General features: G+C 45.6%; 18 protein-coding genes. 11 read left to right on the forward strand and 7 right to left on the reverse strand.

The window, feature by feature from the left end; all coding sequences use genetic code 11:
* Positions 1-12 precede the first annotated feature (12 nt).
* The 3 genes from ABIE50_RS04240 (at position 13) to ABIE50_RS04250 (ending at position 3585) form a co-directional block, all read left to right on the forward strand.
* Positions 13-1404, forward strand: coding sequence for an ammonium transporter (locus ABIE50_RS04240; protein WP_209855499.1), 1392 nt, complete (start codon positions 13-15; stop codon positions 1402-1404).
* A gap of 282 nt (positions 1405-1686) precedes the next feature.
* Entirely contained in the window at positions 1687-2772 is a 1086-nt protein-coding gene (locus ABIE50_RS04245; protein WP_209855498.1) for a porin, read from the forward strand.
* 153 nt (positions 2773-2925) lie between these two features.
* The gene (locus ABIE50_RS04250) at positions 2926-3585 is read left to right on the forward strand and encodes a DUF2461 domain-containing protein (protein ID WP_142684333.1); all 660 of its coding nucleotides are present in this window, start codon (positions 2926-2928) and stop codon (positions 3583-3585) included.
* Between the two features lie 224 nt (positions 3586-3809).
* Here the strand turns inward: ABIE50_RS04250 and ABIE50_RS04255 are convergent, their stop codons facing one another.
* Both ABIE50_RS04255 and ABIE50_RS04260 read right to left on the reverse strand, forming a co-directional pair.
* The gene (locus ABIE50_RS04255) at positions 3810-4061 is read right to left on the reverse strand and encodes a hypothetical protein (RefSeq protein WP_142684331.1); all 252 of its coding nucleotides are present in this window, start codon (positions 4059-4061) and stop codon (positions 3810-3812) included.
* A gap of 316 nt (positions 4062-4377) precedes the next feature.
* Positions 4378-5367, reverse strand: coding sequence for an aspartate-semialdehyde dehydrogenase (locus ABIE50_RS04260; protein WP_209855497.1), 990 nt, complete (start codon positions 5365-5367; stop codon positions 4378-4380).
* Positions 5368-5454: 87 nt separating this feature from the next.
* Between ABIE50_RS04260 and ABIE50_RS04265 the strand changes: the two genes are divergently transcribed.
* The 3 genes from ABIE50_RS04265 (at position 5455) to ABIE50_RS04275 (ending at position 9990) form a co-directional block, all read left to right on the forward strand.
* Positions 5455-7224, forward strand: coding sequence for a lamin tail domain-containing protein (locus ABIE50_RS04265; RefSeq protein WP_209855495.1), 1770 nt, complete (start codon positions 5455-5457; stop codon positions 7222-7224).
* Between the two features lie 94 nt (positions 7225-7318).
* Complete coding sequence (locus ABIE50_RS04270) at positions 7319-7993, forward strand: DUF5606 family protein (protein WP_142684326.1); 675 nt, start codon at positions 7319-7321, stop codon at positions 7991-7993.
* 275 nt (positions 7994-8268) lie between these two features.
* Complete coding sequence (locus ABIE50_RS04275) at positions 8269-9990, forward strand: M3 family oligoendopeptidase (protein ID WP_209855494.1); 1722 nt, start codon at positions 8269-8271, stop codon at positions 9988-9990.
* A 53-nt stretch (positions 9991-10043) separates the two neighbouring features.
* On the opposite strand, the gene ABIE50_RS04280 is transcribed toward ABIE50_RS04275, so the two are convergent.
* Together ABIE50_RS04280 and ABIE50_RS04285 are read right to left on the reverse strand one after the other, a co-directional pair.
* Entirely contained in the window at positions 10044-10478 is a 435-nt protein-coding gene (locus ABIE50_RS04280; protein WP_142684322.1) for a Fur family transcriptional regulator, read from the reverse strand.
* Between the two features lie 12 nt (positions 10479-10490).
* Positions 10491-11117, reverse strand: a complete 627-nt coding sequence (locus ABIE50_RS04285) for an SCO family protein (RefSeq protein ID WP_142684320.1) — start codon at positions 11115-11117, stop codon at positions 10491-10493.
* A 202-nt stretch (positions 11118-11319) separates the two neighbouring features.
* Here ABIE50_RS04285 and ABIE50_RS04290 point away from each other — a divergent pair, with 202 nt between their 5' ends.
* The 3 genes from ABIE50_RS04290 (at position 11320) to ABIE50_RS04300 (ending at position 15562) form a co-directional block, all read left to right on the forward strand.
* Complete coding sequence (locus ABIE50_RS04290; protein WP_209855492.1) at positions 11320-11763, forward strand: MerC domain-containing protein; 444 nt, start codon at positions 11320-11322, stop codon at positions 11761-11763.
* Positions 11764-11781: 18 nt separating this feature from the next.
* Entirely contained in the window at positions 11782-12966 is a 1185-nt protein-coding gene (locus ABIE50_RS04295) for a GTP-binding protein (protein WP_209855490.1), read from the forward strand.
* A 130-nt stretch (positions 12967-13096) separates the two neighbouring features.
* The gene (locus ABIE50_RS04300) at positions 13097-15562 is read left to right on the forward strand and encodes a TonB-dependent receptor (RefSeq protein ID WP_209855488.1); all 2466 of its coding nucleotides are present in this window, start codon (positions 13097-13099) and stop codon (positions 15560-15562) included.
* 7 nt (positions 15563-15569) lie between these two features.
* Here the strand turns inward: ABIE50_RS04300 and ABIE50_RS04305 are convergent, their stop codons facing one another.
* The 3 genes from ABIE50_RS04305 to ABIE50_RS04315 all read right to left on the reverse strand — a co-directional run bounded on the left by ABIE50_RS04305 (position 15570) and on the right by ABIE50_RS04315 (position 17897).
* Positions 15570-16238 carry a hypothetical protein gene (locus tag ABIE50_RS04305; RefSeq protein ID WP_209855486.1) on the reverse strand — a complete coding sequence of 223 codons (669 nt, stop codon included), beginning with the start codon at positions 16236-16238 and terminating at the stop codon, positions 15570-15572.
* Positions 16239-16286: 48 nt separating this feature from the next.
* Positions 16287-16862: a phosphoribosylglycinamide formyltransferase gene (purN, locus tag ABIE50_RS04310; protein WP_142684315.1), complete on the reverse strand. Its 576-nt coding sequence runs from the start codon at positions 16860-16862 to the stop codon at positions 16287-16289.
* A 285-nt stretch (positions 16863-17147) separates the two neighbouring features.
* Positions 17148-17897, reverse strand: a complete 750-nt coding sequence (locus tag ABIE50_RS04315) for a copper resistance protein NlpE N-terminal domain-containing protein (RefSeq protein WP_209855483.1) — start codon at positions 17895-17897, stop codon at positions 17148-17150.
* A 449-nt stretch (positions 17898-18346) separates the two neighbouring features.
* Between ABIE50_RS04315 and ABIE50_RS04320 the strand changes: the two genes are divergently transcribed.
* Both ABIE50_RS04320 and ABIE50_RS04325 read left to right on the forward strand, forming a co-directional pair.
* On the forward strand, positions 18347-19624 hold the full coding sequence (locus ABIE50_RS04320) for a c-type cytochrome (RefSeq protein ID WP_354027872.1): 1278 nt from the start codon (positions 18347-18349) through the stop codon (positions 19622-19624).
* Positions 19625-19693: 69 nt separating this feature from the next.
* On the forward strand, positions 19694-22762 hold the full coding sequence (locus ABIE50_RS04325; RefSeq protein WP_209855481.1) for a TAT-variant-translocated molybdopterin oxidoreductase: 3069 nt from the start codon (positions 19694-19696) through the stop codon (positions 22760-22762).
* Positions 22763-22793 lie beyond the last annotated feature (31 nt).

Here is a 22793-nt window from a genome sequence, read left to right on the forward strand (position 1 = left end):
AAATCAAACGCTATGAAGAAAGTATCTTTTCAGGACTATCTCCCCTTCATTTTCCTTGCGCTTATCGCAATAGTTGGGATTTTTATGCCCTCCCTCCCAAGTTTTGCTGACGCCAGCAAATATAATTCCGCTGATATCGCCTGGATTCTTGTAGCATCATCCCTGGTATTTTTGATGACTCCCGGTTTATCCTTCTTTTACGGAGGCATGGTAAATAAGAAGAATGTTATTTCTACCATGATGCAAAGTTTTATTGCTACGGGTTTAATCAGCATTGTTTGGTTGGTAGTTGGGTTCAGCCTGGCGTTTGGTAAATCTCATAATGGTCTTATTGGAGATCCCGGTACATTTTTTATGTTTCAAAATGTAGGGTCAGGAGCCCCCTGGAGCCTGGCCCCCACTATTCCGCTGTTACTGTTTGCACTCTTCCAGATGAAGTTTGCGATCATCACCCCTGCACTGGTGGTAGGAGCAGTAGCCGGAAGGATCCGTTTCACTTCATATGTATTGTTCATGGTGTTGTTCAGTATACTGGTGTATGCACCTATTGCACACTGGACCTGGCATCCCGATGGCATCCTGTTTAAATTAGGCGTACTTGATTTTGCCGGTGGTACTGTGGTACATATTTCTGCTGGTTGCGCTGCACTGGCCGGAGCCCTGGTACTGAAAAGAAGAAAAGATCATATCGAGAAGAAAGAATTACAGCCTGCAAACATCCCATTTGTATTACTGGGCACCGGTTTACTGTGGTTTGGCTGGTTCGGTTTCAACGCAGGTTCTGCTCTGAGTGCCAACGCTCTTGCTGCTTCAGCTTTTGCTACTACTAACACAGCTACTGCTGCTGCCGGTTTATCATGGGTATTTTTTGATGTGATCCGCGGAAGGAAACCATCTGCACTCGGTTTCTGCATCGGTGCGGTAGTTGGCCTGGTAGCCATTACACCTGCAGCTGGTTTTGTTGCTATCCCACAAAGTATATTCATTGGTTTCATTGCCGCTATCATTTCCAATATCGCTGTACACTGGAAATCAAAAACCAGCATTGATGATACACTCGATGTATTCCCCTGCCATGGTTTAGGCGGTATGGTAGGTATGCTGCTCACAGGTATCTTCGCTACCAAAGCAGTAAATTCAGCAGGTACAGATGGCTGGTTGTATGGCAACTTCGACCTGTTCAAGAACCAGGTACTGGGCCTGTTACTGGTAGTAGGTTACAGCTTCATCGTATCTTTTGGCATCTTCAAGCTCATCAACCTGATCCACCCGCTGCGTGTATCTGAAGAAGAAGAAGAACTGGGTCTGGATGTTACACAACACAACGAAAACTATCATCCTTCTATGATCAGCATATCCGATAACGGTTCACTGAAAGAAGAAGACGAACTGGTTCACTCCTGAAACATTACACCCTTCGCTGGTGTAGAACAAGAGTTACAGTTCTTTGAGTACGATATTTATCAACTTTATTAAACGCATATACTTTACGTTGTAAGAACCTGGAATGGATAATTGGTAGTTAGAACTTGCTGTAAATAAGTGAAACTCGCACCAATCATTAATTACTGATTATCCATTCCTTCTATTTCTGTAGTAGCATCAGAAACAGTAGCACGCACCCCCTAAAACAATCCGTGAGAAAAGGCCGCATTACTTACCATTTTATCAACCAAATTTATAAGTATGAAAAGAATGTTAACGACCTTGCTTGCCATGGGCAGCACTCTGGTTGCCATGTCACAAACCACGACAGATAGTACATCTGCACCCGCTTTTAAATTATCAGGATCTGCAGATGTGTATTATAAATACAATCTCAACGGAAATTATACTGATAATAAAACCAGCTTTACCAATTCTCATAATTCATTTGAACTGGGAATGGTATCACTGAAAGTAGAACACGGATTTAAGAATGGTAGCATCGTAGCCGACCTGGGCTTTGGAAAAAGGGCCGGTGAATTTTCCTATAACGATGTACCCGGTTCCGCCAATGGCCTTTCTATGGCGATCAAACAATTGTATGTTTCTTACCAGGTAGCTGAAAAAGTAAAAGTGAGTCTTGGTAGCTTTGCCACACACGTGGGCTATGAACTGGTAGACGCTTATGCCAATAAAAACTATAGCATGAGCTATATGTTTAGTTATGGTCCTTTCTTTAATACCGGTGTAAAGGCAGATATTGCGATCACTTCCTCTTTAAGCGCTATGGTAGGCGTTTTTAACCCAACTGATCTGAAGTCAGTAACCCTTAACAGCCACAAATATATTGGCGCCCAGCTGGGTTTTGCACCGGCAGAAACGCCCATTAAATTATACCTCAACTATCTCGAGGGAAAAGATACATTCGGCATTCAGAACCACCAGGTAGACCTGGTAGCTACTTACCAGTTCAATACTGTATTCGGCCTGGGCTATAATGCTACCTACAGCACCTATTCCGATACGCGTGCTCCCAAAAGTACCCGCGAAAATATGAAATGGTGGGGTAATGCCCTGTATGTGAACCTTGATTTCACAGAGAAGCTGGGCTTAACCCTTCGTGGTGAATATTTCAGTGATAAAGACGGACTTAAAGTTTTTGGAGCCGTTCCCGATGGCGGTAATGTAGTAGCTGGTACACTTACTTTTAATTATAAGGTAGGAAACCTAACTATAATGCCGGAATTCAGGGTAGATAAGGCTTCTGCAGATATTTTCAGCAAGTCGGATGGAAAACCTGCTGATATAACATCCAATGTTTTATTAGCCGCCACCTACCACTTCTAAAAGTTGCATTCACTCAGGTGCAGGAATTTGCTGTGGAAAGAAATCTTCTTCCGGCAAGTATCCTGCACCTGTTTTTTATGACCAGGAAAAATGGCCCTTCAAAATTCCAAAAACCATAAATGATTTGTATTATATTGCTGGCAAAAAGAAGTAATGCTGCAGCCGTCCACGTTAAAATTCCTAAAGTCGCTCAGGCTGAATAATGACAAAGTCTGGTTCGACGAACACAAAACTGAATACCTGTCCGCCAAGGCAGATTTTGAAAGCATAGTACAACAGCTTATAGATGGGTTGGCAAGACAGGACGCCACCATGCAGGGGCTACAGGTAAAAGACTGCGTTTTTCGCATTTATAAGGATATCAGATTCTCAAAAGATAAAACTCCTTATAAAACCAATCTCGGCGCTTCCTTCCAGGCAGGCGGCAAGAAATCCACCCTCGCAGGGTATTATTTTCACCTGGAACCCGGAGGTAATAGTTTCGCGGGCGGCGGCATCTGGATGCCGGCAGCGCCCGAACTGAAAAAACTCCGCCAGGAAATCGACTATAATTTCCGTGAATTTGAACAAATTATCTCCAATAAAGAATTTATTAAACATTTCGGGAAGGTAGAGGGCGATGCATTGAAAACAGCGCCACAGGGATATTTGCCAGATAACCCGGCTATTGCGTACCTGAAACTGAAAAGCGTGATCGTGTCGCATCCCCTAACGGATGAAGCATGTACACAGCCTGCCATGGTAAAGGAAATACTGAAAACATTTGCGCTGATGCAACCACTGTTGCAATTCATTAACCGCGCCATGGATTGATACCACCGGTAGTTTATTAGTTTATCAGATAATTAACCTGCTTTAATAGTCGCCTGTTACTAACATATAGATAGTGCTTGCAAACAATAGTAAGAAAAAGATACCGCAGATAATACCCAGTATCCAAACCAATATATAGGCAAATGGTTCTTTATTTTCTCCCGGGAACTTCATTTCGCTTAACTATCTGATAAACTAATAAATACTTATCCGGTTTACCCGGGTCAATTCTTGTGAATCAGGAATTCAAACGGCCGTGCTTTGCGGTTCTTTAATAGATTTTCCTTGTCAGTGCGCGCCTGAGCAAAACGTTGATTGTAAACATTGGCCACCTCAATAATAGGTATAATTCCGTCAAGCGTATCCTGCTGATCAACGATGTTCATGATCCTGGATACCTGTGAAGAGAAATTAGTGCTCCACTCTTCGGTGAACTTGTGCATTAACAAAAGCTCTCGATTGGTGTTGGTTTTCATAGGACTTAAGGGTGTTTTCTGATTAGAAAATAACGAAAAATACCGGCATCTCTAAAATTGGACTCCTCTTCTCTTTCAAAGAGATTAGTTGGCATAGGATTATTATTACCAAAATTGAATTTTATCCCGCACAAATCAATACTACTTCCGTGTAATTTTTAGGCTTTGCGTGTTATGATTTTGTAAAACACGTAAAAAAGAGCAAGCGGTAAATTGCTTGCTCTTAACGAGTTATAAATATGTCTTCGTATAGTCATATACGGGAGGCGCCGTTAAATGTGGTATAGCACCTTAATTACATAGCACAACAGTATGATTACAGCCAGTTTTTGCCGCTGAGGTATTCTGCTATCTGTACTGCATTGGTTGCTGCTCCTTTGCGAAGATTATCTGCAACTATCCACATATTCACTGTTTTAGGCTGTGTTTCATCCCTGCGGATACGGCCTACAAACACTTCGTCTTTATCATGCGCATCCTTCGGCATAGGGTATAAAGCTTTCGACGGGTCGTCTACAACTATTACCCCCGGCGTTTTTTCAAGTAAAGCCCTCAGTTCCGCCACATCGTATTCATTTTCAAACTCTATATTCACCGATTCACTATGCCCTCCCATTACCGGAATACGTACAGTCGTAGCCGTTACCAGGATGTTGTCGTCTCTCATGATCTTTTTTGTTTCATTCACCATCTTCATTTCTTCTTTCGTATAGCCGTTGTCGAGAAACACGTCTATCTGCGGAATAACATTCAGATCTATCGGATAAGCATACGCCATTTCGCCGGTTACTCCCTTTCTCTCATTCATCAGCTGAGTTACTGCCTTTACGCCGGTACCGGTTACCGATTGATAGGTAGACACCACTACCCTTTTGATTTTATATTTTTCATGCAGAGGCTTCAGGACCAGTACCATCTGGATGGTAGAACAGTTAGGATTGGCAATAATTTTATCTTCCTGTGTTATAGCATCGCCATTTACTTCAGGAACTACCAGTTTCTTGGTAGGATCCATTCTCCATGCGCTGGAGTTATCAATAACTGTAATACCCGCTGCTGCAAACTTAGGGGCCCACTCCAGGGAAGTGCCACCGCCGGCAGAAAAGATAGCTACATTTGGTTGCATGGAAATTGCTGTATCGGCACTCACCACCTTCCAGGTCTTACCCTTAAATGTTACTTCCTTACCAACAGACTTCTCAGAAGCCACGGGAATCAATTCTGTAACGGGAAAGTTTCTTTCCGTTAACACCTGTAACATTTTTGAGCCTACCAGTCCGGTCGCTCCAACTACGGCAACTTTCATTTTGTTTTACATTTTTAATTTTGGAAGCCCAAAATTAACATATAGCCCCCGCTTTTCATAACATTAAGAATTTTTTTTGCCGTTTACATGGCATTAACATCCGGTAACCAGTTGAGCGTTAAGTTTGAAAGCGATAAATTATTGTTTATGCGGTTAACCCTTGTTTGTTCCTGCCTGTTGCTGCTGTTTACCGCCGGTTTTGCACAAAAACCGGCTATTTATGATGTAGTGATTCACGAAATAATGCCCAAACCTTCTCCCGTTTTGGGATTGCCGCCATATGAATATATAGAGCTGCGGAATATCAGCAGTGCGCCGGTGCTGCTGAGCAACTGGCGGCTTGCCGTGAATAAGAGGGAAGTATTGCTGCCCGCAGTTTTGCTGCAGCCGGACAGTTTGCTGCTGCTCTGCGCCACTGCAGCAGTGAGCAGCTATAACATTTCCAATATCATGGGAATAGACCGTTTCCCCGCAGTGGCAGACGACAGCGCCCTGATTGTTTTATATGATGCCTCCCGGAGAGTTATACATGCCATAGATTATCATCAGGGATGGTATGCAGGTGGAAAGGCCGGCAAAGGCGGAACCAGCCTGGAAATGATCAACACGGCTTTCCCATGCAGCGGTAAGGCAAACTGGATGGCCAGCACTGCCCCTGCAGGAGGTACCCCTGGTATTGCCAACGCCGCTGCGGCCAATACCATTGATCCCGGTAAGCCAGATCTCCTGTTTGCCGCACTGGCAGACAGTATACATATATTGCTGCAATTCAGCCGTACGCTGGATAGCGTAGCTGCTGCAGATCCTGCGCATTACCAGCTGAATGGCGGCATACAGGTTATTACATGCCGCGTGCTGCCCCCGCTGTTTAACAGCGTGGAACTAAAGCTGGGAGCCGCTATACAGCCGCAGGAAATATATACTGTCAGTGCCACCGGGTTGCCAGACTGTAATGGCGCCATCAGTAATATGTATAACAGCGTTACGCTTGGCATGCCTCAAACCCCTGCAGTAAACGATGTGTTGATTAGTGAGGTACTGTTTTACCCACCAACAGGTATTCCTGAATTTATTGAACTGTACAATGCCAGCCGCAAAGCGGTGAACCTGGATGAGCTTCGGCTTTGCGCCCGTAATGCCGTTGGCAGATTGAGTGTTTTTAAAAAGATGGGCACCGGTGGCCGTTTGCTGATGCCAGGACAGCTATTGGCACTTACCACAGATAGGGAACTGCTTTGCGGGTACTACAATTGCCGGTCACCGGAAAATATCCAGGAAATAAGCAGCCTGCCTTCTATGCCGCTGGGAGGAGGAGACGTGGTGCTGCTACGTGCAGATAGCATGGTGATTGATGAACTGCCATATAGCAGCGGTCAACATTTCCCGCTGGCCAGTGAACTGCAGGGTATTTCGCTGGAGCGGTTGCAGTACGGGCTGCCCACATCTGATGGCGCCAACTGGCACTCCGCTGCTGCTACTGCCGGATATGCCACTCCCGGATCGCTGAACTCACAGCGCCGCGAGGATGCCGGCGATTCGCTGAATATTGCAGTATTACCGGAGGTCTTCTCCCCTGATCATGATGGAACAGACGATATAACGAAACTCTCCTGGCACCTGCCCGGCCCGGGTTTCCTTGGGAATGTCACTGTATACGACCTGCAGGGGAAACAGGTGAAGTACCTTGCCCGTAATATGTTGATGGGAAATACCGGATCTTTGTCCTGGGACGGAATTGGAGAAAATGCAGTAGTTTTACAGCCAGGGATTTATATATTTTTTATAGAGATATTTAATCTTCAGGGATTTGTGAAACGCCTGAAACGCACGGTGGTCATGGCACGAAAGTTGAACTGACGCACGCCCCCGTTGCCGGCTTTTTACAAGCCAAAAATAGCCGTGGGCAATCTATTATAATTACTTTATATTTGCGCTTCCTAAAAATTTGAACATGCAGTACAGAGAAATTGTTGCAGTAACCGGATTGGGCGGTTTGTTTCAGTTAGTAGCCAGTAAACAAGATGGCGCCATCGTAAGGTCACTGGAAGATAAAAGTACAAGGTTTGTATCTTCCCGCGTGCATAATTTTACTCCACTGGAAAGTATTGAAGTATTCACTACCGGCGAAAACGTAAACCTGGCTGAAGTATTTAAGGCCATGGACGAAAAAGCAGCGGCACACCCGCCTGTAGCAGGTAAAGCAGACAACAATGCTATCAAAGCTTATTTCAAAAGCGTATTCCCTGAATTTGATGAAGACAGAGTGTATGTGAGTGATATGAAGAAGATGGTAAAATGGTTTGGTATCCTCAAAGCAAACGATCTGTTGAAATTTGACGAGATCCTCGCCGAGGGTGAAGGTGAAGTGGAAGAAGTGGCAGTAGAAGAAACCGCTGCTCCGGAGAAAAAGAAAAAAGCAGCGCCTGCAGCTACTGAAGAAGCAGCTACAGAAGAAAAGCCTAAGAAGCCCCGCGCTAAAAAGGCTGCTGAAAAAGAAGAAGGCGAAACAGGCGCTGAAGAAAAAGCACCTAAAAAAGCTAAAGCAAAGAAAGATGACGCACCGGCTGCAGAAGGTGAAGAACCTAAAAAAGCTGCCAAGCCACGCAAGAAGAAAACAGAAGAATAGTAAGAACCAGGAGTGCCTGGTGATGAAAGCAATCACCAGCCGGCAAGATATTTCAGGCTTCTATTTACAGCGCGCATTGCCTGTAAATAGAAGCCTGAATCGTTTACTAACAACACAAACGCTATGCCCATAGGGCATAAACCGGTTAAGGAAAAAGAGCCGGCCAGTACTTGATATTCTTTATATTTAACGATTCTTTTAGCCGGAAACACACGGGCATTCCCTCAAAAATGCCTAAATTTCTACATCCGAAAATTTAAAAAATAACAGAAAGCATGGATAAATTAAGTGCAGATATAAAGAAACTACCGCGTACATTTCTCCCGGAAGATTTTAAAGTAACTACCTGGGATACCCTGCAGCCCTACTTTGAAGCCCTGAAGGAAAGAAAGATCAATAACGTACAGGAGCTGGAAAAATGGCTCAAAGATATGAGCGAACTGGAAGCAGTTATCAGCGAAGATGCCTGCTGGCGGCAGATCCGTATGACCTGTGATATTACCGATAAATCACTTGAAGAAGCCTTCGCTTACTTCTGTATGGAAATTCAGCCTAAACTGCAACCCTATGCAGATGCGCTCAACAAAAAACTGCTGGATAGCCCGTTTGTAAAAGAACTGGATCAGGATCTGTATAAAACCTATCTCCGCAATGTTCAGAAACAGGTGAAACTGTTCCGGGAGGAAAACATCCCAATCCAGGCAGAGCTGAGCGTGATGGCGCAGCAGTACGGCGTTATTGCAGGTAAAATGACCATTAGGGTAAATGACCAGGAATATACCCTGCAACAGGCTGCCAAATTCCTGGAGAACAGCGACCGTTCCCTGCGGGAAGAAGTGTTTACCAAAACCGCTGCCCGCCGTCTGGAAGACCGGAAAGCACTGGACGACCTGTACACCGGGCTGATCTTGAAGCGCGACCAGGTAGCAAAGAATGCCGGCTTCGCCAATTACCGTGATTATAAGTTTGAAGAACTGGGCCGCTTCGATTACACGAAGGAAGATGCCTTCCAGTTTCATGAAGCTATCAAAGCACATATTGTTCCACTGGTACAACAGATCCTGGAAAAACAAAAAGCCAAACTGCAGCTGGATACATTGCGCCCATGGGATACGGAAGCAGAACCGGTTGGTGTAAAGCCACTGGAGCCATTCCACACAGGAGAAGAGCTGGTAAATAAAGCCATCGCTACTTTTGATGAACTAGGCCCCTTCTTCGGAGATTGCCTGCGGGTGATGAAGAAAATGGGCCGCTTTGATCTGGAAAGCCGTAACGGTAAGGCTCCGGGCGGTTACAACTGCCCGCTGGCAGAAACGGGCGTGCCTTTCATTTTTATGAATGCAGCCGGACAAATGAAAGACCTTACCACTATGGTACATGAAGGCGGTCATGCTGTACACTCATTCCTCAGTCACCACCTGGCGCTCAGCGCCTTCAAGGAATATCCTATGGAGATAGCCGAGGTGGCCAGCATGAGCATGGAACTGTTTACGATGGACTCCTGGAATATTTTCTTTGATGACGAAACGCAGCTGCGCCGTGCACGTTTGCAACAGCTGGAAAGAGCCATCACTATATTCCCCTGGATTGCCACTATCGATAAATTCCAGCACTGGATTTATGAGCACCCGCAACACAGCACAGAAGAGCGTACCGCCAAATGGCTGGAAATACTGGGAGAGTTCTCCCCTGCGGTGGTAAACTGGAGCGGTCATGAAGAGTACCGCGCTATCACCTGGCAGAAACAGCTGCACCTGTTTGAAGTACCTTTCTATTATATAGAGTATGGTATCGCGCAACTGGGCGCTATTGCCATGTGGAAGCAGTTTAAGGAAAACAAAACACAGGCGCTCAAGAACTACGTACAGGCATTAAGTTTAGGTAACACCAAAACATTGCCCGAGTTATATAAAGCTGCAGGAATAAAATTTGATTTTTCTCCGGCCTATGTGAAGGAACTGGCCGATTTCGTGAAAGCGGAAATAGAGAAGTTATAGTAAGGATGCCTTTGTTGATGCTATGCTCCGGCAGCATTAACAAAGGCATTTTTTTATTTGCAGGATTTACATACCCCACTTACCACCACTTCCACATTATGGGCAGCATAACCTTTGGGAAGCTGTATCTGCGGCACATCTGTTTCATCTAAACAAATGGTATTACCACATTCCTCACACTTGAAATGAATATGATGATCGTGGTGATGATGCTCCGAACATTCTGATTTACATAAAGCGTAACGTACGGATGTATCTGTAGTTGGTATTTTATGAATGATCCCTTTATCAAGGAACGTTTGTAACGTGCGGTATACAGTTACACGGTCGAACGACTGGCCAGCCAGTTTCTCAAAATCGCTGTGTTCCAGCGCACCGTTGCTTTTCATAAACAGTTCCAGGATCTTCGTCCGGGTTTCTGTTACACTCAGCTTGCTTTCACGCAGTATGCCGGCTATTCGTTCTGTTATTTGTTGTTTGGTGCCCATGATGAAAAAACTTTATTCTTCCATTAAACGGTCTATGTCTTCAATCAATTTATTAACATCCTGGTTTTTGGTGCCTTCGTACAAACCGCGGATCTGTCCTGTTTTATCTACCAGGGCAAACCATTGTGTATGTACAAAATCTTCTTCCCCGGTATATACGCCGTCATCTACCAGGTAAGCCTGCCTGGCCATGCGGTAAAGTTGTTTTTTATCGCCGGTAAGGAACCACCAGTTTTTTGAATCGGCTTCATGTTTGGCGGCATATGCTTTTAATACGGGTACGCTGTCGTGGTCCGGATCTACCGTATGGGAAAGGATCAGGAAGTTGGGATTGTTTTTATACTTCGCATATACTTTGTCCATATTGGCATTCATCTTCGGACAAATACCGGTGCAGGTGGTAAAAAAGAACTCCGCTACATAAATTTTGCCGTCAACATCCGCTTTCGCTTTGGTGTGGCCGTCCTGGTCAGTAAAGGAAAATCCTGGAACAGTGTGTCCCGGCGCCCCCAGAACAGGCAGTTTATCTTTTCCAAAGAAGGTGCCCGTTTCCCCTTTAATAACATAACCGGCATAGCCCAGAAAACCCGCGCTCAGCACCACAAAAAACGAAATCAGTATAATTGCTTTCTTCGACATAGGTATAATCCCCTGTTTTATTCAATACACAAAGGTAGCACATAGTTAACAGATGCCCATCAGTGCTACCCATCTGTTACTTTTTTAACACGAATGCAACATTTTACAGTTGAAAAAATAAATTATCTAAAGAAATCAGTTATTTTATTTTGCAACATTGTTGCAAATTTATGTAGTTTTGTCCGGATAGAAAAACGGGACCATGGAAGGGAATATTTTAAAGAAGATGAGTTTGGACACCATTGGAATCGGTGCCTCTTTATTATGTGCAGTGCATTGCGCCTTACTTCCCCTGATGCTCACGGTATTACCATTGGTGGGATCGCATGTACTGGAAAATGAAAAACTGGAGTACGGCCTGTTGTCGTTTTCCTTTGGAATAGGCTGCTGGTCGCTGGGCCGGGGATATTTCCGGCAGCACCGCCGGATAACGCCGCTGCTGATCTTTGCTGCGGGGTTTACCTTGTTGCTGGGCGGGCATTTTGGTTTTGCCGGTGGTTTCTGGGAGCCGGTTATCATTTTTGCCGGTGCGGCAGGGGTAACGGGAGCGCATATATTAAACCTGCAGCGTTGCCGGCAATGTAATGTGGGGAAAAAGAATAAAGCCGCTGATCAAAGGTTTGTAAACAGCAAAACATACCTATAGCAATATAACTTATCACATATGGAAAAATTACCTGTTACGGTGCTGAGTGGATTTCTCGGCGCGGGGAAGACCACTTTGCTTAATCACGTGCTGCATAACCGCGAAAACCTTCGTGTAGCCGTTATTGTTAACGATATGAGCGAAGTGAATATCGATGCGCAACTGGTGAAGAATGAAAACACCTTACATAAAACGGAAGAGCGACTGGTGGAGATGAGCAATGGCTGTATTTGCTGCACTTTGCGGGAAGATCTCCTGAAAGAAGTAGCAGCCCTGGCTGCAGAGAAAAGGTTTGATTACCTGTTGATAGAATCCACCGGCATTTCAGAGCCCATACCGGTAGCCCAAACCTTCTGCTATCAAGATGAAATTAATAATGTGGATCTCACTAAGGTAAGCCAGCTTGATACCATGGTAACAGTTGTGGATGCCTATAATTTTATCCGGGATTACAACAGTACATTGCTGCTGCAAGACAAAGGCTTAACAGACGACGCAGCCGACCGGCGTACTATTGTAAACCTGTTGACAGACCAGGTGGAATTTGCCAACGTAATCGTACTGAATAAATGCGATCTTGTAACAGAAGACCAGTTGGGTAACCTGAAAGCAGTGTTGCGTAAATTAAATGCCACAGCCCGGATCGTGGAAAGCATTAAAGGCCGGGTGCCACTGAAAGAAATATTGCACACGGGTCTTTTTGATTTTGACACTACCTCGCAAAGCGCCGGCTGGCAGGCCGAACTGGAGCATGAGCATACCCCTGAAACAGAGGAATATGGTATCTCCTCCTTTGTATACCGGAGCCGTAAACCTTTTCACCCCGAGCGCTTCTGGCAGTATATCAATGAGCGCTGGCCGGGCAATATTATCCGTAGTAAAGGACTGTTCTGGCTGGCCTCCCAGCCTGATATAGCAGTGAACTGGAGCCAGGCGGGCGGATCGCTGCGTGCAGAAAAGGCCGGTTACTGGTGGTGCGCTATCCCACGTAATCAATGGCAGATGGATCCTGAAACTTATGAGCTTATCACCGCCCGTTGGGACACCCGGTTTGCCGACCGGTATAATGAGCTGGTAATCATCGGGCAAGAGCTTGATTCTCATGATATCATCATCGACCTCGACAGCTGCCTGTGTACCGAATCTGAAGTCAAAAGTTTCCAGGATGGTCATCTTTTTAAAGATCCTTTTCCTGAAATTTAGATTAATCTAAAAAATAATTAAGACAAGTATAAAAATAGAAGATAGTTTTGTAAAAAAAATGGAAGTGTAATCCATTGTTACTATCCGTGAAAACGCTGTGCTAAGATTAAAACCTACATTACTTATACGCATGAAACAACTATCTACTTTACTATTCTTATTACTATTATCTGTAGCTAACGCATTTGCCCAGCAAGGCATGGTGAAAGGTGCTGTTGTCAACAAAGGCGGAAAACCTGTACAGTTTGCCAATATTGCCATCCCCGCACTGCATACCGGCGCTACTGCCGATCAGCAGGGTCTTTTCAGCATTAAAAATATCGCCCCGGGCACTTACGATATTAAAATATCAATGGTAGGATACCAAACGGTTAAGCTGAGAAAACAAATTACAGGGGAACAAACAACTGCATTGAATATCACGCTGGAAGAAGACCTGTCTAAACTGGAAGAAGTGGTAGTGACCGGTGTTTCCCGCGCTACCGCCGTCCGGAAAAATCCTATACCTATTGCCGTTATCGGTAAGCGGGAAATGAATATGAATGTAAATAATAACATCATCGACGCTATCATTAAAGGAGTGCCGGGTGTGAGTGCAGTAACTACCGGTCCCAATATTTCCAAACCATTTATCCGGGGGCTTGGCTATAATCGCGTGCTTACCTTGTTTGACGGCGTAAGGCAGGAAGGACAGCAATGGGGCGATGAGCATGGCATAGAAATAGACCAGTACGGAATTTCCAGGGCAGAAGTGGTGAAAGGCCCTGCCAGTCTTACCTACGGCTCAGACGCCCTGGCCGGGGTCATTAATATGATCCCCGATATACCTGAGCTAACACCAGGTAAATTACAGGGTAGTTTCCTGACAGATTACCACAGCAATAATGGAATGATAGGCTCCTCGTTGGGTCTGGCTTACAGGCAAAACGACTGGAAGTATGTATTTCGTGGCACTGCAAAAGCTGCGCACAACTACCGCAACAGCGTGGATGGATTTGTATATGGCACTGCTTTCAGGGAGTATAACCTGACTACCCTGGCAAGGGTGGATAAATCATGGGGATATTCCCAGTTTGGGGCTACACTCTATGATAATACCCAGGAAATTCCGGATGGGAGCCGGGATTCCCTGACCCGGAAATTTACGAAGCAGGTGAAGGAAGAGGATGATATAAAGGACCGTCCACTGGTGCCGGACAATGAGCTGCGTACTTATACCATTAACCCGTTGCATCAGCATATACAGCATTATAGGATATATAACCGTTCTAAATGGAACCTGGGAGCCGGCGATATAAATACAATGATAGGCCTGCAACAAAGCATCCGCAGGGAGTATAATCACCCGGAAATGCCCGCGCAGCCGGGACTGTACGTGGTGCTGAACACCCTGAACTATGATGTGCGCTATAATCTGCCTGTTTTAAATGGCCTGGAAACAACTGTTGGGGCAAATGGAATGTACCAGCAGAACCGGAGTAAGAATGGGACCGATTTTCCTATCCCGGATTATAACCTGTTTGATATAGGCGGGTTTATTTTTGCCAGGAAATCTTTTGGTAAGGTAGATGTATCCGGTGGTATCCGTTACGACAATCGGTCTATTCGCTGGAACGATTTCTATGTAGGACCCAATAAGGAAAATGGATTTGAGCGGCGTGTCCAGTTACCGGATACGACGGGAGCACATCTGCAATTCCCTTCTTTCAGCAACCGGTATACCGGTATTTCCGGTAGCCTGGGAGCTACCTGGAACATCAGCGAGCGGGTGTTGGTGAAAGCCAACATTGCAAGAGGCTACCGTGCGCCGAATATCACAGAGATCGGCTCCAATGGTCTTGATCCGGGAGCGCATATCGTATACCTTGGTAACCGCGGATTTAAACCGGAGTTCAGTTTACAGGAAGACATAGGTTTGCAGGCCTGGCTGCCGGACGCAGATATCAGCCTCGAATTGTTTAATAATAATATTGAGAATTATATTTACCAGGCAAGACTATACGATAATGCCGGCAACCCGGTGGTAATAGTACCGGGGAACGCTACTTATAAGTACCAGCAATCGGCCGCGAGGCTGTTTGGAGCAGAAGTGAGTGTAAACCTTCACCCGAGGGCTATTGCCTGGCTTACCATGAATAACAGTATGGCCTATACACAGGGACGTAACCGCAATATGGAACTGATCAGTAAGTATGGGGACGAGGCGCGCTATCTGCCGTTTATACCGCCTACGCATATACGTAGTGAGCTGAAAGCTGCCACACAACGTAATTACGGCATATTTACAAAGGCATATGCCCGCGTGGAGGCGGATATTTTTGCCGGTCAGCCTCACTTTTACGGAGTAGACGATACTGAAACATATACACCTGGCTATACCCTTTTCAATATTGGCGCCGGTACCGGGATTCTTAACAAGAAAGGGAAAACGGTTTGTGAAATATTCCTGCAGCTCGACAATGTGGCTAATGTAGCCTACCAGGCCAATATGAACCGGTTGAAATATTTTGAATACTACAGCTCCTCTCCTAACGGACGGCTGGGCATTTATAATATGGGAAGAAATTTCAGTGCAAAAGTGATTGTTCCCTTTTAGGGCAGGATTACCAGAGTTTGAGCCCCATTTTAATACCTATCTGGAGACTGGGCAACACGCTTACCATTTTCCCGTCGTTAAGGGATACTTTGTCTTCGTCAAAATGATAGGTATTATATTTATAGATCTTACTCCGGATGCCTACACCGATAAACGGATCAAGAATGAAGCGGTCTTTTTTGAATTGCCGGCCTACCAGCAGCTGTAAACCTATTACAGTTTTATCTCCGGAGTTGGTATATGTAACGTTCCCGACAGTATTATCTTCGTTAGGATAGAAAACTTTTTTAACGAATACTACGGGTTCAAAATAGGTGCCGGCTGCACGGGAGGGCGACATTTCCTGTGAAATAAGGTACAGGCGGGTACCAACCCGGAAGCCGAGGCCCCGGCCATCTACAAACTGCTCTGTACTGATGTCCGGTTTCTTTTGACCGATGTCAATTTTTTTTGCCAGTACATAATCCGGGTAATCGGTATAAATACCACTGATACCAAACTCAAGACTGAATTTGTCAGTTATTTCCTGTTCCAGGTAAATATCGAGTTCATTGATTAAGGTGGTTGGATTTACTTTGAGAAAGGTGTTTTTGCCCAGTTGTTTCTTACCGTCCTGAGCGAAGGACGATAAAATAAACGAACAGGATAACCATATTAACAGTAGTGTCTTTTTCATACAGTTGTAAGGGTTAGACTGGCTTAAGAACCTCCATCCAGGCTTATATCAGCCTTCAGAACCGGTCAATAATCGTTCCACAATTACCGGAAACCACTGATGTTCCAGCGCCTGAACTTTGCGTGCTACGGACTCGGGTGTATCTTCCGGTGTAACGATAATACGTTCCTGCAGGATCGTTTCGCCATCATCATATTTTTCATTTACGAAGTGGATAGTGATGCCGCTTTCTTTTTCCCCTGCAGCTATTACGGCTTCATGCACAAAATGGCCGTACATCCCTTTCCCGCCGAATTTTGGCAACAGGGCCGGGTGTATATTGATAATGCGGTTAGGAAAGGCCTGTACCAGGTTGGCAGGGATTTTCCATAAAAAGCCTGCCAGCACTACCAGGTCGATCTGCCGTTCCTTTAATAACAGGATGTATTTATCTGAATGGAAAAAGGCTTCCTTTTCGATTAGTATGGTAGCAATGCCTTCGCGTTCGGCTATCTGTAAAACACCTGCCCCGGGTTTGTTGCATACAATTACGGTAACCCTGGCCTTATCTGAATGTCTGAAATGATCTATAATTTTCTGCGCGTTGCTTCCTGCACCCGATGCGAATATGGCAATATTTTTCAAAATCTCCTGCTATTTAAGTAGGATACAAAAATAGATAATTTAACAGGTATTTGGGAGAATGAATATCAACATACCCGGAGCCCCGCCCCGGACAGGGATCGGGGTGGGATAGGACATACTGTGGCCATACATAAAAGGTGGACTTGATGCGCTTATGAGGAGAACTTGAACAGGAGATGACCTGGTATTGAGGTGGATTTGATCCGCCTTGTGCTTGTTGCTGATTTGCTCCTGGGTAAACCTGTTCTGATCCGGCCTGTATGCAGGATCTGATCCGCCCTGTCCTTATTTAAGATATTCGCCGCAGCCCTGGTAGGTTTTGTCTTTTACCCGTACCTGTACGCTGTTGGGTTTCATCAGGCCGCTCATATCATCGGTGCAAATAGTGTTCCGGATACTTATCGTGATACCGGGAGTGGTATATACCTTTAAGGTGTCTGTATTGGGATTGGGCCGGGGCAGTGACGCCTCGAGGCTATCGCCGTTAATGTTGTTGAAACGTATTTTTTTATTATCCAGGTCAAGAGACCAGCCGGGTTCGTTGCCATTGGCAGTGAACCGGATACCGGCTTTTGATTTATCTGCCAGGAGTTGCCTGCGGTCGCCGCCTTCCACTGGTTTGAGGATATAGTTACCGGCCAGTACGCCTTCAATGCGTTTGCCTTTAGTGTCGAGCAGGAGGAGTTTCCCTTCAGATGCCAGGAAGGAGCTGCTGTCTGTTTTTTTCAGGATCATTACCGTAGAGTCGGAGGTTTGCTTCCAGGTGCCTGTTTCCACGGAAGCTATGCCCTGGCCTCTTCCCTGGTAAGCCACCAGTTCGCTGAAGGTATGATCGTTAAACAGGCTGATCTGGTAGTCCATACCGGGGCAGTCTGCACAGGGAAGGGTACCCTGGTAGGTGCCGGTGACAACCGTGGGGGTACCTGTGGCTGTTGCCGTATTTTGTGCCGTGCTGTCGTTCCCGGAGGAGGTGTTATTATTATTATTACAGGCCAGAAAGGCGGTAAGCAGAACGGGTATGAGCATTTTTTTCATGGGATCGTTTTTTTAGTGGCAGATTGAACATTCTGGTCTGCCGGTAGGTTATTAAGGTAAAAATACAACTCTCACAGAAAATTAACTGAGCTGACAGATAATATATTATATTGTGTGTGAAGGGATATAGGGGACCACTATTTGATTTTCATCTGCATATATTATAATTATATCCCCGCAAACCTTGCCCCACGTTATGATGTAGACGTGCGCCCACAAAGGAATTAAACTTTCAATCAAAATAATAAGTTCTGAAAGGAAATATTAGGTGAAGTATTCAAATAGGCCAGCAGTAAGACTTTCGGCTCAATCGTCGCTTAAAAAACGGAATAAAAACAGCACGCTATAAGACAATAATTTTTTTTAATTGTTGGTAAATTGTCAACATTCTGTCTTATTTTTGCTGGCACTTTTAAGAAACTTTAGGTCAAATCTAAACTATATAGGCTGTGTATCGTCGTGTTTCCATTCTTTTGCGCAAGCATTTTGTGAGTGTGCTTATTCTATGCGCTAGTATAGTAATTCCGTTTTCTTCCGTTAAGGCAGCGGATCCTGCGAAGGGTAAAGCATTATTCCAAACAAATTGCGCTTCCTGCCATAATGTCCACAAGAAGCTGACAGGTCCTGCATTAGCGGGAGTAGAAGATCGCTGGCCCGATAAGAAATTATTGCACCAGTGGATCCACAACTCTGCTTCTGTATTGGCCACAGGGGACAAATATGCCAACGCTCTGTATCTGGAGTACAACAAGACAGCGATGACACCGTTCCCTCAGTTATCCAATGAGGAAATTGACGACATCCTGGCGTATGTAAAAGTTGAGCAAGCCAAAACTCCCGGAGGCTCTAAAACTCCCGCAGGTGATACAGATGCTGCTGGTGCCACAGACAAGGGTAATGACAACAGCCTCCTGTTTGGTATCATCACGCTGATCCTTGCAGTAGTAGCGCTGATCCTCATGCAGATCAACAGCAACCTGAATAAGCTGGCTGGTGATAAAGAGGGTGTTCCAACTCCAGACCCGGTTCCTTTCTACAAAAATAAAGCTTACCTGGCACTGATCATCCTGGTGCTCTTCATGGTAGGTGGTTATCTCACCATTCAGGGCGCTATTGGCCTGGGTCGCCAGAAAGATTATATGCCGGAGCAACCTATCTTCTACAGCCATAAGGTACATGCCGGTATTAACCAGATCAACTGCCTGTACTGCCACGCCGGTGCTGAGAAGAGTAAGCATGCCATGATCCCTTCTGAAAATATCTGTATGAACTGTCACAAAGCCATTAAGGAATATACCGGTCCTGAGCTGACAACTGCAGAAGGCCGGAAGGTAGACGGTACTGCTGAAATCGCAAAATTATACGATTACGTAGGCTGGGATCCTGAAGCTGGTAAATATACCAAGCCAGGCAGACCAATCGAATGGACCAAGATCCACAACCTGCCAGACCATGTTTACTTCAACCACTCCCAACACGTGGTTGCCGGTCAGCAGCAATGTCAGACCTGCCACGGTGCTATTACCGAAATGGATGAAGTACATCAGTTTGCCGACCTGTCTATGGGATGGTGTATTAACTGTCACCGTACTACCAAAGTACAGTTTGCAGACAACAACTATTACAGCATCTTCGAAAAGCTTCATCAGGATATTAAAGATAAGAAGATCGACAGCGTAACAGTTGAAATGGTAGGTGGTACTGAATGTCAAAAATGTCACTACTAGGAAGGATTTAGAGAGATTTTCTCTTGATCAGAAGATATCAAATTTATAAACGTAACTCGTTAATATAACATGGAGCAAAAAAAGTATTGGAAAGGCTTGGAGGAGTTGCACAATACCGATGCGCATCAGGAAATTGTGAAGAACGAATTCAGTGAAGAGCTGCCGTTCGAGAGTGAAGGCCTGTTGAATGCTACTACCCCCCGCAGGGATTTTCTGAAATATCTGGGGTTCACTACCGCTGCTGCTGCTATCGCTGCCAGCTGTGAAACACCGGTTAAGAAAGCGATTCCGTATGTAAACAAGCCGGAAGAAATTACCCCGGGTGTAGCCAATTATTATGCTTCTTCTTATGCCATTGATGGTGAATATGTACCGGTTGTGGTGAAAACCCGCGAAGGTCGCCCTATCAAAATGGAAGGGAATACTTTATCAACCATCACCCAGGGGGCAACATCGGCTAAAGTACAGGGTGCTGTACTGAGCCTGTATGATACTGCCCGTCTCCGTTTCCCGACTATCGGCGGTACAGAAACAACCTGGGCGGAACTGGATAAACAAGTAGGTGCAGCACTGGCCGGTTTAGGCGGTGCTCCTGTTGTTTTATTAAGCGCCACCCTGCTTAGCCCGACCACTAAGAAAGTGATCGGTGAGTTCCTGGCAAAATATCCGAACTCCCGCCATGTAGTATACGATGCAGTTTCTTACTCAGGTATGCTGCAGGCAAACGAAGCCTCTTACGGTAAACGGGTGATCCCTTCCTATCACTTTGAAAATGCCAAAGCGATAGTGAGTTTGGGAGCAGACTTTATCGGAACCTGGCTCAATCCTGTTGAATATGCCCGCCAGTTTGCCCAAACCCGTAAAATCAATGCACAGAAACCCGAAATGTCCAAACTTTTCGCGTTCGAAAGCCATATGAGCCTTACAGGTGCAAACGCGGACGAAAGATATACACACAAACCATCTGAATCAGGTGCAATAGCACTGGCTCTGCTGGCAGCAGTGGGTGGCAGCGTAACAGCCCCGGCTATAGCAGACAAGCGTGTAGCAGATGGTATCAAAAAAGCAGCGGAATCACTGAAGGCTAACTCCGGTAAAGCACTGGTAGTAAGCGGTTCTAACGATGTAAACGTACAAACCATTGTAAACGCCATCAACAACATTATCGGCGCCAATGGTACTACCATCGATTTCGCATCTCCTTCCAATTACCGTCAGGGTATCGACAGCGATATGACCAAACTGGTAAGCGATATGAATGCAGGCAGCATCGGTGCTGTACTGATTTATGGCGCCAACCCTGCTTACGACTACTTCGAATCACAGAAATTTGCTGAAGGTCTGAAGAAAGTAAAAGTGGCTGTATCGTTCAACGACAGAAATGACGAAACAACTGTACTGTGTAAATATGCGGCTCCTGATCATCATTTCCTGGAATCATGGAATGATGCTGAAGGAAGAACCGGCTACTACAGCTTTGCACAGCCTACTATCCTCCCGCTGTTTAAAACACGTGCGGTACAGGATACACTCCTCTCCTGGTCTGGTAACACTACCACTACCTGGGCTGACTACCTGAAAAATGAATGGATAGCCAAACTGGGCGGACAGGAAGCATGGGATAAAGCTTTGCAGGATGGTGTGGTTGAACCAGCTGCTGCTCCTGCTTTGGGAGGTGCAACATTTGCCGGTGACGTTGCCGGTGCTGCATCTAAAATAAGCAGTGCGAAGAAAGGTGGTAAACTGGAACTGGTGCTTTATGAGAAAGTAGCTATCGGTAGCGGCAGATCTGCCAACAACCCATGGTTACAGGAAATGCCTGATCCGATTACCCGTTCTACCTGGGGTAACTACGCCTGCATCTCCAACAAACTGGCGAAAACATTCTCTACTCAATTAGGAGACGATTACGAAATCAACGCAGAGAAGAAAGTACTGAAGGTAAAAGCCAACGGTAAAGAACTTGAGCTGCCATTGCTCATCGTTCCTGGTATGCACCCAGATGTGATCGCTATTGCAGTGGGTTATGGACGTAGCGACAGCGCAGGTAAAGCTGCCGGCGGTGTTGGTAAGAACGCCTATCCTTTTGTTAGCTTCAATGGTCAGAACTTTGATTACTTCACTGTTGACGCCACTGTAGAAGCTACCGGTCAGAAAGAAATTGTTGCTTTAACACAAACACATAATAGTTACGAAGGTCGTCCTATCGTTAAGGAAACCACCCTGGAAGAGTTCATCAAGAACCCTAAAGAGGTAAACGAAGACAGACTGGAACTGAAGAAATTCGGCGCTGATTTCCGTAAGGATGCAACGCTGTACCCTAACTACAGCTATCCTGGTATCAAGTGGGGTATGTCTATCGACCTGAACACCTGTTTTGGTTGTGGCGCATGTACTATTGCCTGCCAGGCAGAAAACAACGTTTCTGTTGTAGGCCGGGAAGAAGTGGCGAAGGCACACGAAATGCACTGGATCCGTATCGACCGTTACTTCAGCGGTGATGAGGAAAATCCGGAAGTAGTGTTCCAGCCGATGCTGTGCCAGCATTGCGATAATGCTCCATGCGAAAACGTTTGCCCTGTAGGCGCTACCAACCACAGCTCTGAAGGTATCAACCAGATGGCTTACAACCGTTGCATCGGTACCCGTTACTGCGCTAACAACTGCCCTTACAAAGTACGTCGCCTTAACTGGAGAGACTGGAATGGTGCAGACAGCTTTGAAAACAACCTGTATGATGTGGCCGATATGAACGATAACCTTACACGTATGGTACTGAACCCTGATGTAGTGGTTCGTAGCCGTGGTGTAATGGAAAAATGTTCTTTCTGCGTACAACGTTTACAGGAAGCTAAACTGGATGCGAAGAAAGCTGGTCACCCGCTGAAAGACGGTGCTGCCAAAACAGCCTGCCAGCAAGCTTGTGGCGCTGATGCGATCGTATTTGGTAACATCAACGATAAGAACAGCGAAATCTATAAGATCCGTAACGAGCAGCAGGTAGACAGGATGTACTATGTGTTGGAAGAAACACACGTACTGCCATCTATCAGCTACCTGGCGAAGATCAGAAACAAGGATGCGGCTCCTAAAGCAGAGAAAGAATCTGCACATAAGGAAGAAGCGCACCACGCATAATGATCTTAACCGGTAACCGTTAAGAAAAAGA

Source organism: Chitinophaga sp. OAE865 (genome assembly GCF_040546735.1).
GTDB classification, from domain to species: domain Bacteria; phylum Bacteroidota; class Bacteroidia; order Chitinophagales; family Chitinophagaceae; genus Chitinophaga; species Chitinophaga polysaccharea_A.

Bases quoted from the DNA above. Each gene is read 5' to 3' on its own strand.
- ABIE50_RS04315 (WP_209855483.1), bottom strand. From the start codon at position 17,897: ATGAAAAAAATGCTCATACCCGTTCTGCTTACCGCCTTTCTGGCCTGT.
- ABIE50_RS04255 (WP_142684331.1), bottom strand. From the start codon at position 4,061: ATGAAAACCAACACCAATCGAGAGCTTTTGTTAATGCACAAGTTCACC.
- ABIE50_RS04275 (WP_209855494.1), top strand. From the start codon at position 8,269: ATGGATAAATTAAGTGCAGATATAAAGAAACTACCGCGTACATTTCTC.
- ABIE50_RS04285 (WP_142684320.1), bottom strand. From the start codon at position 11,117: ATGTCGAAGAAAGCAATTATACTGATTTCGTTTTTTGTGGTGCTGAGC.
- ABIE50_RS04290 (WP_209855492.1), top strand. From the start codon at position 11,320: ATGGAAGGGAATATTTTAAAGAAGATGAGTTTGGACACCATTGGAATC.
- ABIE50_RS04260 (WP_209855497.1), bottom strand. From the start codon at position 5,367: ATGAAAGTTGCCGTAGTTGGAGCGACCGGACTGGTAGGCTCAAAAATG.
- ABIE50_RS04245 (WP_209855498.1), top strand. From the start codon at position 1,687: ATGAAAAGAATGTTAACGACCTTGCTTGCCATGGGCAGCACTCTGGTT.
- ABIE50_RS04325 (WP_209855481.1), top strand. From the start codon at position 19,694: ATGGAGCAAAAAAAGTATTGGAAAGGCTTGGAGGAGTTGCACAATACC.
- ABIE50_RS04270 (WP_142684326.1), top strand. From the start codon at position 7,319: ATGCAGTACAGAGAAATTGTTGCAGTAACCGGATTGGGCGGTTTGTTT.
- ABIE50_RS04305 (WP_209855486.1), bottom strand. From the start codon at position 16,238: ATGAAAAAGACACTACTGTTAATATGGTTATCCTGTTCGTTTATTTTA.
- ABIE50_RS04295 (WP_209855490.1), top strand. From the start codon at position 11,782: ATGGAAAAATTACCTGTTACGGTGCTGAGTGGATTTCTCGGCGCGGGG.
- ABIE50_RS04250 (WP_142684333.1), top strand. From the start codon at position 2,926: ATGCTGCAGCCGTCCACGTTAAAATTCCTAAAGTCGCTCAGGCTGAAT.
- ABIE50_RS04280 (WP_142684322.1), bottom strand. From the start codon at position 10,478: ATGGGCACCAAACAACAAATAACAGAACGAATAGCCGGCATACTGCGT.
- ABIE50_RS04300 (WP_209855488.1), top strand. From the start codon at position 13,097: ATGAAACAACTATCTACTTTACTATTCTTATTACTATTATCTGTAGCT.
- ABIE50_RS04240 (WP_209855499.1), top strand. From the start codon at position 13: ATGAAGAAAGTATCTTTTCAGGACTATCTCCCCTTCATTTTCCTTGCG.
- ABIE50_RS04265 (WP_209855495.1), top strand. From the start codon at position 5,455: ATGGCATTAACATCCGGTAACCAGTTGAGCGTTAAGTTTGAAAGCGAT.